Genomic DNA, 12,480 nt, shown 5'->3' on the forward strand with positions numbered 1-12,480 from the left:
TTGCCGTCCGACAGCACGGTGTCATGCCTCAGGCCCGGTCAGTCCAGTGGGAGCGCACGTGAAGCTCGCGATCGTCGGCGGCGGACCCGCCGGCCTCTACCTCTCGATCCTGCTGAAGCGGCAGGACCCCGCCCATGAGATCACCGTGTACGAGCGGAACCCCGAGGGCTCCACGTACGGCTGGGGTGTGACGTACTGGGCCGGGCTCCTCGACAAGCTCCGCGCGGGCGACCCCGAGTCCGCGGCCGCCGTCGCCGAGGCCTCGGTGACCTGGACCGACGGGGTCGCGATCGTCCGCGACGAGCGCACCGTCCACCGGGGCGACGCGGGCTTCGGCATCGGGCGGCGGCGGATGCTGGCCCTGCTCGCCGACCGGGCCGCGGAGCTCGGCGTGCGCGTCGAGTTCGATCACGACATCGCCGGCCCGGACGCCCCCGAGCTGGCCGACGCGGACCTGGTGGTCGCCGCCGACGGCGTCCACAGCGTGCTCCGCGAGGCCCACCCCGAACGCTTCGGCAGCGCGGTCACGAGCGGCCGCAACCCGTACATCTGGCTCGGCACCACCAAGGTCTTCGACTCCTTCAGCTTCGCCTTCAAGGAGACCGAGCACGGCTGGATCTGGTGCTACGCCTACGGGTTCAGCGGCGAGCGTTCGACCTGTGTCGTCGAGTGCTCCCGGGAGACGTGGGCCGGCCTCGGCCTCGACGCGCTCGGCGAGGCCGACAGCCTCCACCTCCTGGAGAAGCTGTTCCACGACCTCCTCGACGGGCACGAGCTGATCGGCCGCGACCGGGCCGACGACCCCGCCCAGTGGCTCACCTTCCGCACCCTCACCAACCGGGTCTGGCACCACGGCAACGTCGTCCTCCTCGGCGACGCCGCCCACACCACGCACTACTCGATCGGCGCGGGCACGACCCTGGCCCTGGAGGACGCGCTGGCCCTGGCGGACGCGCTGCGCGCGCACTCCGACCTGGACACGGCCCTCACCACGTACGGGAAGCGCCGCCGCGCCGAGCTCGTCTCCGCGCAGAGCGCCGCCCGCTACAGCGCCCAGTGGTACGAGAACCTCCCGCGGTACATGCGCCTGGAGCCGGCCCGGATGTTCGCGCTCCTGGGCCAGCGCCACTCGCCGCTGCTCCCGCACATCCCGCCGCAGCTCTACTACCGGATCGACCGGGCCGCCGAACAGCTGGAGCCGCTGCGCCGCCTCAAGCGCTGGCTGGGTCCGCGGGTGGCCCGCGCGGTGCACGGCCGCCGCTGAGCGCCCCTCTCTCCCCCCGGCCCCGGCGGCGGACCGCTGCCGGGGCGACCGGGTGCCGCCGGGTGCCGCCGAGTGCCGCCGGTGCTCCTCGCGTACGGCGCGGGCCCGGCGCCGTGACACCATCGGTTCCGTGCTCGACATCGGCTACTCCCTCTCCCGTCGCTTCCCCGACCCGCCGCAGACCGACTACCGCCACGCGGACGTCCACGCCCTGCGCCACGACCTGTTCTGCGGGGACGTGTACCTCGCCGACACCACGACGGACCGCGAAGTGTCCACAGCCTGGGGATGGGTGCCGGTCCTCGACTTCGCCTGGGCCCTGTGCGACATCGTCGAGCAGGTCGACCAGGACCCGCGCGGCAACCGCGCCTCCCAGCCGCAGTACGCCGAGCTCGACTTCACCGAGTCCTCGGACCGCATGCTCTTCGAGCGCCGCTTCGGCTGGGTGGACGTGGAGGCCGACTGGATGCCGGGCGACGAGCCGCCGCTCACCTTCAACCACAAGGTGCTCCGCCGCGAGGCCCGCGACTTCCTGCACGACCTGATCGCCGACCTCACGGACATGCACGAGGGCCTCGCCGACAACCCGGCCGTCTGGTCCCTCCAGGCCCGCTTCCCCCGCCTGCCCTGACCCCTGCGGCCGGCCCGCTACTCCTCCACCCGCACCCCCAGCTGCGCCGCGAGCACCGGCGCCAGGTCGAGGAGCTGGGCCGTCGAGATCACCGCGCCCGCGAGCGACTCGACCCCGCGCGCGATCTCCAGCCGCTGGACGCCCCTCAGGTCCACGTCCTTGAGCCGCGCCCCGCTGAAGTCCACGCCGGTGAGCACGCAGTCCACGAACTCCACCCGTTCGAGCAGCGCGCCCCCGAAGTCGGGCTCGCTCAGCACGCACCCCTCGAAGACGACGTCCTTGAGCTTCGCGGACCGCAGGTTCAGGTAGTCGCTCTTCCCTCCCCGTACGACCACTCTCTCCAGCACCGCCCCGTGCAGCTGCGCCCCGCCGAGCCGCGCGTCCACGAGCTCCACGTCCCGCAGCTGCGCCCCGGCGAGGACCGTCCCCACGCCCCGTACGCCGGTGAGGACCGAGTCGAGGAAGCGGGCCCCCGTCAGCCGGGCCTCGTCGAGCCCGCAGTCGCGCAGCGCGCAGTCCAGGAACCGGGCGCCCTCCCCCGACTCGCCCGTGAGGTCGAGCCCGGTCAGTTCGAGGCCGTCGTAGTCCCCGTCGGGTTCGAGCCCTCCCCCGTACGGCTCCAGGGGAGGCAGCCGCAGCTCAGGGCGGCGGGCCCCCGCGACCGCCGTCTTCTTCTTCCGAGTCGTCGCCATGCCTCCATGGTGATGTACGCCACTGACAACGGCCCCGATGTCACGAACGGGACCCCGCCCCTCGTCCCCCTTGCGAGACCGGACACGGGGCCGACGCGGGGTCGGCCCGATCGAGAGGGAGAGCGACATGCGGAAGCTCACGATCATCGGCGGCGGCTTCGCCGGACTGACCGCGGCCGTCACCGCCGCCGAGGCGGGCCTCAAGGTGACCGTCCACGAGGCGCACCGGACGCCCGGTGGCCGGGCTCGCACCGCGGAAGGCCCCTACCTCACCAACGAGGGCCCGCACGCGATCTACGCCGGCGGCCCGCACTGGACCTGGCTCAAGCAGCGCGGCCTCCTCGGCGAGCTGGCCCCGCTGCCGGTCTCCGAGGCCCTCCGGTTCCGCTTCCACCAGGGCGGCGCCCTGCGCCGGACCCCGCCGCTCGGCATGCTCCGCCAGTCCCTGCGGGACGCCGGCCGGGCCCCCGTGGACGTCGACTTCCGCACCTGGGCCACCGGGCTCGCGGGAGAGCGGGCGGCGGAGGCCGCCGCCTCGTACGCGGCGGTCGCGACCTTCCACCACGACCCGGGCGCGCTCTCCGCCCGCTTCGTGCAGGAGCGGCTCCACCGGGCCGGCTCGCTGCCGCCGGAGGCCCACTACATCCGGGGCGGCTGGGGCCGGCTGATGGAGCGGATGGTCGCGCGCGCGTGGGAGGCCGGCGTACGGATCGAGACGTCGTCCCGGGTCGACAGCCTCGACGCCCTGCCGTCCGGCGCGGGGCCCGTGATCGTCGCGACCGCGCTGCCGGCCGCCGCCCGGCTGCTCGGCGACCCGACGCTGACGTGGGAGAGCGGCCGTACGGTCCTGTTCGACCTGGCGCTGCGCACCCGGAAGGGCGACCCGTTCGTGATCTCGGACCTGGACGCGCCGGGCTGGGTCGAGCGCTTCACGGCGCAGGACCCCACGCTCGCCCCGGCCGGGGTGCAGCTGGTCCAGGCCCAGCTGCCGATCGGCCCCGGCGGGTCGAAGGCGGACGGCGTGGCCCACGCCGAACGGCTCCTCGACCTCGGCTTCCCCGGCTGGCGCGAGCGGACGGTGTGGCGGCGGGACGCGCTGTGCCAGGGCCGTACGGGGGCGGTCGACCGGCCCGGCACGACCTGGCGCGACCGGCCGGCCGTCGACCGGGGCGACGGGGTGTACCTGGTGGGCGACCAGGTGGCGGCGCCCGGGGTGCTCTCGGAGGTGTCGTTCACGAGCGCGGTGGAGGCGGTGTCGCTGGCGCTGCGGGCGCATCGGGGTCTCCTGCGGAAGGGGCTTGACCTCAAGCACGCTTGAGGTCGGAGGCTGTTCCCCGTCCGGCGACGACCGCCCGCGCGACGAACGGGGAAGACCATGCACGCCATCCGCCTCCACGCCTTCGGCCCCGCCGAGAACCTCACGTACGAGGAGACCCCCGACCCCGTACCGGGCCCCGGCCAGGTCCGCGTCAAGGTCGCGGCGGCCGGTGTGCACCTCCTCGACACCGCGCTCCGGCTGGGGATGAAGGGCCCGTTCCCGGCACCCGCCGCACTGCCCACGATCCCGGGGCGCGAGGTCGCCGGCACCGTCGACGCGCTCGGCGAGGGCACCGACCCGGCCTGGCTCGGCAGGCGCGTCGTCGCCCACCTCGGCATGAACCCCGGCGGATACGCCGAGCTCGCCGTCACCGACGCCACCCGCCTCCACACCCTGCCCGACCACCTCGGCGAGGCGGAGGCCGTCGCCATGATCGGCACCGGCCGCACCACCCTGGGCATCCTGCAGTTCACCGAACTCGGCCCCGACTCGGTGGCGATCGTGCCCGCGGCGGCCGGCGGCATCGGCACCCTGCTCGTCCAGTACGCCAAGAACGCCGGCGCCACCGTCATCGGCCTGGCCGGCGGCCCGGCGAAGGTCGCGCTCGTCGAGGAGAACGGCGCCGACCTGGCCGTCGACTACAAGCGGCCCGACTGGCCGGAGAAGGTCCGCGCGTACCTGGACGGGCGCACCGCCACCGTCGTCTTCGACTCGGTCGGCGGCGACACCGGCCGCGCGGCCGTCGACCTCCTCGGCAAGGGCGGGCAGCACGTGGTCTTCGGCTGGTCGGGCGCCGGACTCCACGACGGCGAGGCGCTCACCTTCACCCCGGAGGAACTCGCCGCGCGCGGCATCACCTCGGAGTCCGTCCTCGGCCCCGTCATGCTCAGGAAGGCGGGCGGCGACGTCCGCAACCTCGAACTCGCCGCCCTGGCCGCGGCGACCGCGGGCACACTCCGCCCCGCGGTCCACCGCTTCCCGCTCGCGGACGCGGCGGGCGCGCACCGCGCCCTGGAGACGCGGGGCACGACGGGCAAGGTGGTCCTGATCCCTTAGGAGGTCCTGATCACGTAGGAGGTCCCGCGCCGATCAGGCGGACACCAGGACCCCCTGAATCCCTCTAGACGGCCGCCCCGACCACGTCCCAGGAGTGCGCCTTGTACTCCTTCAGGAAGTCGGGGTGGTCCTCCCACATCCGGGCGACGGAGCGCAGCACGTCCCAGTTGTGCTCCAGCGCCTGGTCCACCACCTGCCGCAGCTCCGGCGCCGACTCCCGCTTCTCCACGAGCCCGTTGACCGCGGAGGCGGCCTGCACGGTGTACCGCGTGGCCCGCAGGGCCCGGGAGGTGTCGTCCATCCCGAACCCGTGGTCACTCCCGTTCGCCGGGTCGAAGAGCGGCGTCAGCCGCGCCTCGATGAAGGCCGTGATCCGCTGGAACCGCTCCGCAATATCCGTATCCATGCCCCCTTCCTACACCCCCGCCCCACCCAGCGCGGCGAGCGCCCCGTCCGTCAGCCGGTACACCGTCCACTCGTCCTGCGGGCGGGCGCCGAGGGACTCGTAGAAGTCGATCGACGGCTTGTTCCAGTTCAGGACGGACCACTCCAGGCGCTCGTACCCGCGCTCGACGCAGATCCGGGCCAGTTCGGTCAGCAGCGCCTTGCCGTGGCCGCCGCCGCGCACCTCCGGACGGACGTACAGATCCTCCAGGTAGATGCCGTGGACCCCGCGCCAGGTCGAGAAGTTGAGGAACCAGAGCGCGAAGCCGACGACCTCCCCGTCCTCGGCCTCCGCGACGTGCGCGAAGGCGGCGGGGCGCTCGCCGAAGAGGGCCTCCTGCAGCTGCTGGGGGGTGGTGCGGACCTCGTCGAGGGCCTTCTCGTACTCCGCGAGGTCGCGGACGAGGGCGTGGATGACGGGAACGTCGGCAGGCGTGGCTGTACGGATCATGGGACAAGCCTGCCCCGGCCGCCCCGGTCCTGGCCAGGGGGTTCCGCCGGGGCCGACGGCCGCCTCACCCCCGCGCCGCCCGCAGGATCCGCGCCACCTCCACCTGCTCCGCGTCCAGGCCCGGCTCCCCGTCCTCCACGTCCCACAGCCCGTTCTGCAGCACCCGGCCCAGCGTCCACGCCACCGCCCGCTGCCGGTCGCCGACGACCTCGGCGAGGAGGTCGAAGCGCCACAGGACGTCGACCGGGTCGAAGCGGTCCATCAGGGCCGGCAGCAGGTCGAAGCCCGGGTCGCCCGCGAGCGGCTTGGGGTCGATCGCCAGCCACGGCTCGCGCTCGGCCGCGAGGACGTTGTCGAGGTGCAGGTCCCAGTGGAGCAGCCGGTCGCCCGGCTCCCCCACCACCTCCCGTACGGCCGCCGCGCAGTCCTTCAGCACCGCCGCGTCCTCCGCGCCGAGGCGTCCGACCGCGTCCGGCACGTCCGCGAGCATCCCGGCCGCGATGTCGCCGAGCCCCCGCATCCCCTCCGGCGCCGGCAGCGCCACCAGCCGGGCGAGGAGCCCCGCGACGACGCCCATCGCCTCCCGCGTGTCGGCGACGGAGCTCAGCGGCCTGGCCTCGTCGAGCCGTTCGAGCAGCATCGTGCCCGTACCGGCGTCGTGGTCGAGGAGACGGACGACTCCGCCGCCGTCCCAGGCGCGGAGCCCGACGGGCTCCCCCTCGGTCTCCTCGTCGAGGATCTGCATCTTCAGCGCGGCCGGCGTGCCGTCGGCGACCCGCTCGACGGGCAGCACCAGCGACGCCATGCCGTACATGGACGGCCCCGTGACCCGGAGCCCCCACCGGTCGAGGAACTCCTCGGCCTGCTCCGGCAGCGCGGCGACGAACGCCCGCCCTGCCTCCCCGTTGTACTTCACCTGAGACGCGACAAGTTGGTCCGGTACGTGAATCACCCCACGACCCTAGACACCCGCGTCGCGCAGCGCCTCCGAGAATCGGGCCGCGTCGTACAGGGCGTCCCCGCCCGGCAGCCCCGCCCCGTCCACCAGGACGGTCGGCGTGCCGCCGACGCCCGAGTCCTCGAAGGCCTTCTCGGAGTCCGCCACCCACCGCTGGTACGCGTTCTCCCGTACGGCCCGGTCGAAGGCCGCGCTCCGCAGCCCCTCCACCCGCTCCGCGATCCGCAGCAGATGCCCGACGGAGTACCCGTCCCGGGACCCGGGGCCCGGCTGCGAGGCGAAGAGGGCCGCCTGGAACGCGGCGAACCTCCCCGGCCCCGCCTCCACCGACGCCCGCAGCGCGTTCGCGGCCCGCGCCGAGGCCGTGCCGCCGGTCCGGTCGTCGAGAAAGGACGCGACGACGTACTCGACCTTCACCGCGCCCGCCGCGGCCTCCTCCGCGAGGACCGTCCCGCCGCTCGCCTCGAACTTCGCGCAGTAGCCGCACCGGGGGTCCACGTACACCGTGACCGTGTGCGGAGCGTGCGCGTCACCGACGACGATCTTCGTACCGTCCACGGCCGCGGGAAGCCCCGCGAGCACGTCCGCGTGCCCCTCCGGAGCCACCGCCACCACGGTGGCCGCCGGCGCCCCGCCCTCCGAACACCCCACCGCGGCAAGGCCGATGAGACCTGCCGAGACACCCGCGGCGACCAGGCGCCGGGTCCTGCGTACGGGCATGGGAGAGTCCTTCCGGAACGACGGAATCCGTGGCGGCCGCACGTGCGCCGTCCACCCTCGAAGCTAGGCCGGACCCCGTCCCGGAACCGCCGCCGAACGACCCGTATCCACAGGACCAAGGCCCCCGGTAACCTCCCGCCCACGCACCCGGAAGAGGGATACACATGAGTACGGTCAACGGCGGCATCTCGTTCTGGTACGCGCAGGACGGCGCCCCCGATCCCCGCGAACCGCTCCCCGGCGACACCACCGCCGACGTCTGCATCGTCGGCGGCGGCTACACGGGCCTGTGGACCGCCTACTACCTCAAGAAGGCCGTCCCCTTCCTCAACATCACCGTCCTCGAAGCCAAGTTCTGCGGCTACGGCGCCTCCGGCCGCAACGGCGGCTGGCTCTACAACGGCATCGCCGGCCGCGACCGCTACGCCGGACTCCACGGCCACGAGGCCGCCGTCCGCCTCCAGCAGGCCATGAACGCCACCGTCACCGAGGTCCTCGACGTCTGCGAGACCGAGAAGATCGACGCCGACCAGCACCGCGGCGGCGTCCTCGAAGTTGCCCTCTCACCCGCCCAGCTGGCCCGCCTCAAGGAGTTCCACGCGGCCGAGATCGCCTTCGGCGAGACGGACCGGGAGCTCTACGGGGCCCGCGAGACCTCCGACCGCGTCCGCGTCACCGGAGCCGTCGGCTCCTCCTGGACCCCGCACGGCGCGCGCCTGCACCCGGTGAAACTGGTGAAGGGCCTCGCGGCGGCCGTCGAGGCGCTCGGCGTCACCGTCCACGAGTCCACCCCGGTCACCGAGATCAAGCCCAAGCACGCCGTCACCCCGTACGGCACCGTCCGCGCCCCGTACATCCTGCGCTGCACCGAGGGCTTCACGGCCTCCCTCGCGGGCCAGCGCCGCACCTGGCTGCCGATGAACTCCTCGATGATCGCCACCGAACCGCTCACCGACGCGCAGTGGGAGTCGATCGGCTGGGAGGGCCGCGAGACCCTCGGCGACATGGCGCACGCCTACATGTACGCCCAGCGCACCGCCGACGGCCGCATCGCCCTGGGCGGCCGGGGAGTCCCGTACCGCTTCGGCTCGAAGACCGACAACGACGGCCGCACCCAGCCGCAGACGATCGAGGCCCTCCGCGACATCCTGGTCCGCTTCTTCCCCCAGCTGGCGGGCGTACGGGTGGACCACGCCTGGTCCGGCGTCCTCGGCGTCCCGCGCGACTGGTGCGCCACGGTCACCCTGGACCGCTCGACGGGCCTGGGCTGGGCGGGCGGCTACGTCGGCTCGGGCGTCGCGACGGCGAACCTCGCGGCCCGCACCCTGCGCGACCTCATCCAGCAGGACTCGGGCCAGTCGGGCCCGACCGACCTCACGGCCCTCCCCTGGGTGAACCACAAGGTCCGCAAGTGGGAACCCGAGCCGCTGCGCTGGCTGGGTGTGCAGACGATGTACGCGGCGTTCCGGGGCGCGGACCGCCGCGAGACGACGGGCCACTCGGCGACGACGGACCGGGTGGCGACGCTGGCGAACCGGCTGAGCGGGCGCTGAGAGCGGGGGAGGCGAAGGGGGCGCGGCCACCGCGAAGGGGCCCGGCGCCCCGCGAAGGGGCGCGGCCCCCGCACAGGGGGGTGCGGGCCACTCCCCCTCCCTCACTCCACGTCGATACCGAAGTCCCCGACGAGCTCCTCAAGGCCGCCCCCGTACCCCTTCCCACCGAGGACGAAGTCCCAGTCGTCGCCGGCGCGCCGCCGGAAGGAGCCGAGGACGAGCGCGGTCTCGCCGGGCCGGCCGTCGGAGACGACGAGCCGGTCGAGCTCGGCGCCGGAGTCGTCGCGCAGCCGGATGCCGGCGTCGGTGAACCCGCCGAGGTCGGCGTCCGGATTGACCTCGGGGTCGACGGCGGCGACGAGCACGAGCCGGTCGGCGGACGGCGGCAGGGCGTCGAAGCCGACCCGGACGGCGGCCCGGTCGCCGGGCGGTGCGGCGACCATGGCGACGGAACCGTCGGGCGTGGCAGGGTTGTTGAAGAAGACGAACCACTCGTCGCCCAGCACCCGCTGACCGGAGCAGACGAGCGCGCAGACGTCGAGGGCGGCGGACCCGGCCCAGTCCATCCCGAGGAGGTTGAAGTCGGCGTCGGCCTCGGCGGTGGGGGCGGCGGGTGCGACCGGCGCGACGGGTGACGCGGGCGACGACGCGGGGGCCGTCCCGGGCCCCAACCGCCCGCGGAGCCCGTGCTGGTGCAGCAGGTCGACGAGCTCGATCCCGGAGATCAGGGTCAGCGGCTTGCCGTTGGCGAAGGTGTAGGAGCCGGGCCCGAACCCGGACGTGGTGACGAGGACGCCCTTGTTGGCGCCGGCGCTCTGCACGGTGCCGAAGAGATCGCGTACGGCGGAGGGCGGGACGGTGTTCCGGTACCGCTTCACCTGGACCAGGATGGAACCGCCGCTGATGGGGTCGGGGTCGAGGGCCTCGACGTCGACGCCGCCGTCGTTGGACCGCTGGGTGGTGACGGCCTGCAGGCCCCGGGCGCGGAAGAGCTGGGCGACGAGCCCCTCGAAGGCGATGGGGTCCATGGCGAGCAGATCGGGCTCGTCGCCGTCCCCCTGCACGACGACCTCGGCCCCGACCTGTTCGGGGGTGCCGAGGGGGGCGACGGCGACGCGTTCGTCGGGCTTGGCGGAGAGCCGCCCGCCGAGGGCGCCGGTCACGCACTCCACGGCGCCCACGAACTCCAGGTTGAGCCGCTCGAAGACGTCCCGGCCGACGGCGGCCGAGGCGACGCACACCCGCCCGGCGAGCCCGGTGGCGGGATCGACGCCGCCGACGTACCCGTTGAGGGTGACGGCCTCCAGGGCGCCGGAGCGATCGGCGCGGAAGAGCTCGTGCAGGGCGAGGAGAACGCTCTGGGCGAGCACGTCGCGATAGAGGGCCCGCCGCTGGGTGACGGGCCGGGGGACGTCCTTCTCCTGATCGGTGCTGGGCAGGTACTTGACGCCCTTGGCCTCGGGGACGACGTCGTACCCGGGCAGGTCCCAGTCGAGGACGAGCCGGCGCCGGGCGGGCTCGTAGGCGGCGGACACCTCGCGGGGGAAGCCCTCGGGCCAGGCGGTGGAGGCGAAGAGCACGGCGGAGAAGAACTCGACGACGGTCTCGGGGTCCCCGCCGCCGAGGGCGGCCTCGGTCCCGGCGACCCCGCGGTTGTGCGCGCGGATCTCGGCGAGCCGCTCGGCGGCCCATGTGTCGTACGCCTGCCGGTAGGCGGCGAGTTGCTCGACGCGCCGGGCCTCGGCGGCCTGGGCGGCGTACCAGTCCCGCTCGAACCGGGCACGCGCGTCCCGCTCGGCCTGGGCCCGCCCCGAGGCGGTCCAGGCGGCCTCGGGCTGGTAGAACCGCTGGTCGGGCATGGGTACGGGCTGCCCGAGCGGCCCGGGCGAGAACGGCTCGATGTCCTCGGCCCGCCGCAGCGTGTCGACGCTGAAGGCGGGCGCCCGGCACCCGGCGGCCAGCAGCCCTTCGAGCTCCTGCACGCGCGCGTCCAACTCCTGGGTCCGCCGCAGGGCATCGGCCTCGCGCTGCTGCCGGTAGGCGGCCTTCTGCTCCCGCTGCATCCGGGCGACGTCCCGCTCGTACGCCCGCTGCACCCGCTCGGCGTCCCGCTGCTGCCGCAGCACGGCCTGGTGCTGCCCCTCCCGCTGCCGCTGCGCCACCCGCTGCTGCTCGGCCCACACCCCGATCAGCCCCCCGGAACGCCGCCCCATCAGCCCCACCCCTCCCGCAGAACACCCCATGCCACCAGTACGCCCCCGTAACGACCAAGTGTCCCGGACCACCCGCCCAAGCAACACACGAACACACAACAGGCCCACCGAAGGCACCTCTTGAGACGGACCATGCCACCACTCTGCGCACACACCCGATCACAGCCCGCTAGTATCGCGACGTCGCCGACACGGCCGACGCAGCCGCCGGAGCCGACGCAGCGGCCGAGCGGCGAACAGATCGACACACGCGACAACTGAACGACGGACCGAGAAGGGGCACCCCCATGGCCATCATCGTCACGTTCGACCTGCCAGGCGCCGGACAGGAGCTCTACGACACGGTCATCGACCGCGTGACCGACGGACGGGGCTTCACCCGGTTCGCGGACGTGCGGGACCCGGGCCTCATCTCGCACGCGGCGGGACCGGTCGACGGAGGGTTCCGCGTCACGGAGGTCTGGGAGAGCGCGGAGGCCCTCGAGGCCCACGCGAAGACCTTCGGCCCGATCCTGGCGGACCTCGGCCACGCCGACATCCAGCCCACGATCATCCCGGCACACAACGTCGTGGTGCGGTAGGGGAAAGCCCCCGGCCGGAACAGGCCGGGGGTCTCTCCTCCCCCGGCCCGAAGCACAACGCCTAGGATCCGCTCCCGACAGCGCAGACCGGCATGAGGGGACACGCGTGGACCGCACGACGTACATCCGGTTCCAGGGAAGGTTGAGGCATCCGCGAGGACACTTCCCCGGCGTCTTCGTGCTCGCGAACGAACTCGCGGCACAGGGCAGGCTGACCGAGGAGCAGTACCGGTTCTGGAGGTCCAACAACGACTGGTACGACGCGAACTACACGAACCCGACGCACGTCGACCCGGACGTGTACGACCCCGAGGTGCATCCAGGGGCCGTGGCCTGGTTCAAGTCAACCGCCGTCGATCTGATCGCACGCGTCGACGGCTACGTACGCCTCCTCGCCGCGCACGGCGTGGAGTGCCACCGCCTGGAGTCCTCGAACCCGGGCAGGATCATCTACGAGGACGAGAACCAGATCGTCGTCGCGGCCCCACGAGAACCGAACGGCCCGCACACGAACGCCGATTGACCGGCACCCACGCACCCACCCGCGCCGGGCCGAGCGGCACGATCACAAGGCCGTCGTCGTACAACCATGCGACTAC

At 73.7% G+C, this 12,480-nt stretch carries 13 protein-coding genes; 7 read left to right on the plus strand and 6 right to left on the minus strand.

Annotated elements, in window-relative coordinates:
• Nucleotides 1-58 precede the first annotated feature (58 nt).
• Nucleotides 59-1,264: an FAD-dependent monooxygenase gene (locus AMK27_RS23245; protein ID WP_073911598.1), complete on the plus strand. Its 1,206-nt coding sequence runs from the start codon at nt 59-61 to the stop codon at nt 1,262-1,264.
• A 130-nt stretch (nt 1,265-1,394) separates the two neighbouring features.
• Entirely contained in the window at nt 1,395-1,895 is a 501-nt protein-coding gene (locus tag AMK27_RS23250; RefSeq protein WP_073911935.1) for a hypothetical protein, read from the plus strand.
• A gap of 17 nt (nt 1,896-1,912) precedes the next feature.
• Here AMK27_RS23250 and AMK27_RS23255 read toward each other — a convergent pair whose 3' ends face one another.
• Nucleotides 1,913-2,587 carry a pentapeptide repeat-containing protein gene (locus tag AMK27_RS23255; RefSeq protein WP_073911599.1) on the minus strand — a complete coding sequence of 225 codons (675 nt, stop codon included), beginning with the start codon at nt 2,585-2,587 and terminating at the stop codon, nt 1,913-1,915.
• Between the two features lie 127 nt (nt 2,588-2,714).
• Here AMK27_RS23255 and AMK27_RS23260 point away from each other — a divergent pair, with 127 nt between their 5' ends.
• Both AMK27_RS23260 and AMK27_RS23265 read left to right on the plus strand, forming a co-directional pair.
• Complete coding sequence (locus AMK27_RS23260) at nt 2,715-3,905, plus strand: phytoene desaturase family protein (protein WP_073911601.1); 1,191 nt, start codon at nt 2,715-2,717, stop codon at nt 3,903-3,905.
• A gap of 57 nt (nt 3,906-3,962) precedes the next feature.
• Complete coding sequence (locus tag AMK27_RS23265) at nt 3,963-4,961, plus strand: zinc-binding dehydrogenase (RefSeq protein ID WP_073911603.1); 999 nt, start codon at nt 3,963-3,965, stop codon at nt 4,959-4,961.
• Nucleotides 4,962-5,025: 64 nt separating this feature from the next.
• On the opposite strand, the gene AMK27_RS23270 is transcribed toward AMK27_RS23265, so the two are convergent.
• From AMK27_RS23270 to AMK27_RS41930, 4 genes are all read right to left on the minus strand, one after another.
• On the minus strand, nt 5,026-5,367 hold the full coding sequence (locus AMK27_RS23270) for a hypothetical protein (protein ID WP_073911605.1): 342 nt from the start codon (nt 5,365-5,367) through the stop codon (nt 5,026-5,028).
• Between the two features lie 9 nt (nt 5,368-5,376).
• Nucleotides 5,377-5,856 (minus strand): GNAT family N-acetyltransferase, encoded by a 480-nt coding sequence (locus AMK27_RS23275; RefSeq protein WP_073911608.1) that lies wholly within the window; start codon nt 5,854-5,856, stop codon nt 5,377-5,379.
• 64 nt (nt 5,857-5,920) lie between these two features.
• Nucleotides 5,921-6,808, minus strand: a complete 888-nt coding sequence (locus AMK27_RS41925; RefSeq protein WP_073911611.1) for an aminoglycoside phosphotransferase family protein — start codon at nt 6,806-6,808, stop codon at nt 5,921-5,923.
• Nucleotides 6,809-6,817: 9 nt separating this feature from the next.
• Nucleotides 6,818-7,534, minus strand: a complete 717-nt coding sequence (locus AMK27_RS41930) for a DsbA family protein (RefSeq protein WP_073911618.1) — start codon at nt 7,532-7,534, stop codon at nt 6,818-6,820.
• A gap of 164 nt (nt 7,535-7,698) precedes the next feature.
• Here AMK27_RS41930 and AMK27_RS23290 point away from each other — a divergent pair, with 164 nt between their 5' ends.
• On the plus strand, nt 7,699-9,087 hold the full coding sequence (locus AMK27_RS23290) for an NAD(P)/FAD-dependent oxidoreductase (RefSeq protein ID WP_073911619.1): 1,389 nt from the start codon (nt 7,699-7,701) through the stop codon (nt 9,085-9,087).
• A gap of 101 nt (nt 9,088-9,188) precedes the next feature.
• Here the strand turns inward: AMK27_RS23290 and AMK27_RS23295 are convergent, their stop codons facing one another.
• Nucleotides 9,189-11,300, minus strand: a complete 2,112-nt coding sequence (locus tag AMK27_RS23295) for a restriction endonuclease (RefSeq protein ID WP_198955924.1) — start codon at nt 11,298-11,300, stop codon at nt 9,189-9,191.
• A gap of 287 nt (nt 11,301-11,587) precedes the next feature.
• Between AMK27_RS23295 and AMK27_RS23300 the strand changes: the two genes are divergently transcribed.
• Both AMK27_RS23300 and AMK27_RS23305 read left to right on the plus strand, forming a co-directional pair.
• Complete coding sequence (locus AMK27_RS23300) at nt 11,588-11,881, plus strand: hypothetical protein (RefSeq protein ID WP_073911621.1); 294 nt, start codon at nt 11,588-11,590, stop codon at nt 11,879-11,881.
• Between the two features lie 106 nt (nt 11,882-11,987).
• Nucleotides 11,988-12,404, plus strand: coding sequence for a hypothetical protein (locus tag AMK27_RS23305; protein ID WP_073911623.1), 417 nt, complete (start codon nt 11,988-11,990; stop codon nt 12,402-12,404).
• The last annotated feature ends 76 nt before the right edge of the window (nt 12,405-12,480 follow it).

Source organism: Streptomyces sp. CB02009, assembly GCF_001905825.1.
Lineage (GTDB): Bacteria > Actinomycetota > Actinomycetes > Streptomycetales > Streptomycetaceae > Streptomyces.

What these genes read in the sequence shown, in the direction of transcription:
- AMK27_RS23255 (WP_073911599.1), bottom strand. Translation starts at nt 2,587, where the DNA reads ATGGCGACGACTCGGAAGAAGAAGACGGCGGTCGCGGGGGCCCGCCGC.
- AMK27_RS23260 (WP_073911601.1), top strand. Translation starts at nt 2,715, where the DNA reads ATGCGGAAGCTCACGATCATCGGCGGCGGCTTCGCCGGACTGACCGCG.
- AMK27_RS23265 (WP_073911603.1), top strand. Translation starts at nt 3,963, where the DNA reads ATGCACGCCATCCGCCTCCACGCCTTCGGCCCCGCCGAGAACCTCACG.
- AMK27_RS23270 (WP_073911605.1), bottom strand. Translation starts at nt 5,367, where the DNA reads ATGGATACGGATATTGCGGAGCGGTTCCAGCGGATCACGGCCTTCATC.
- AMK27_RS23275 (WP_073911608.1), bottom strand. Translation starts at nt 5,856, where the DNA reads ATGATCCGTACAGCCACGCCTGCCGACGTTCCCGTCATCCACGCCCTC.
- AMK27_RS41930 (WP_073911618.1), bottom strand. Translation starts at nt 7,534, where the DNA reads ATGCCCGTACGCAGGACCCGGCGCCTGGTCGCCGCGGGTGTCTCGGCA.
- AMK27_RS23290 (WP_073911619.1), top strand. Translation starts at nt 7,699, where the DNA reads ATGAGTACGGTCAACGGCGGCATCTCGTTCTGGTACGCGCAGGACGGC.
- AMK27_RS23295 (WP_198955924.1), bottom strand. Translation starts at nt 11,300, where the DNA reads ATGGGGCGGCGTTCCGGGGGGCTGATCGGGGTGTGGGCCGAGCAGCAG.
- AMK27_RS23300 (WP_073911621.1), top strand. Translation starts at nt 11,588, where the DNA reads ATGGCCATCATCGTCACGTTCGACCTGCCAGGCGCCGGACAGGAGCTC.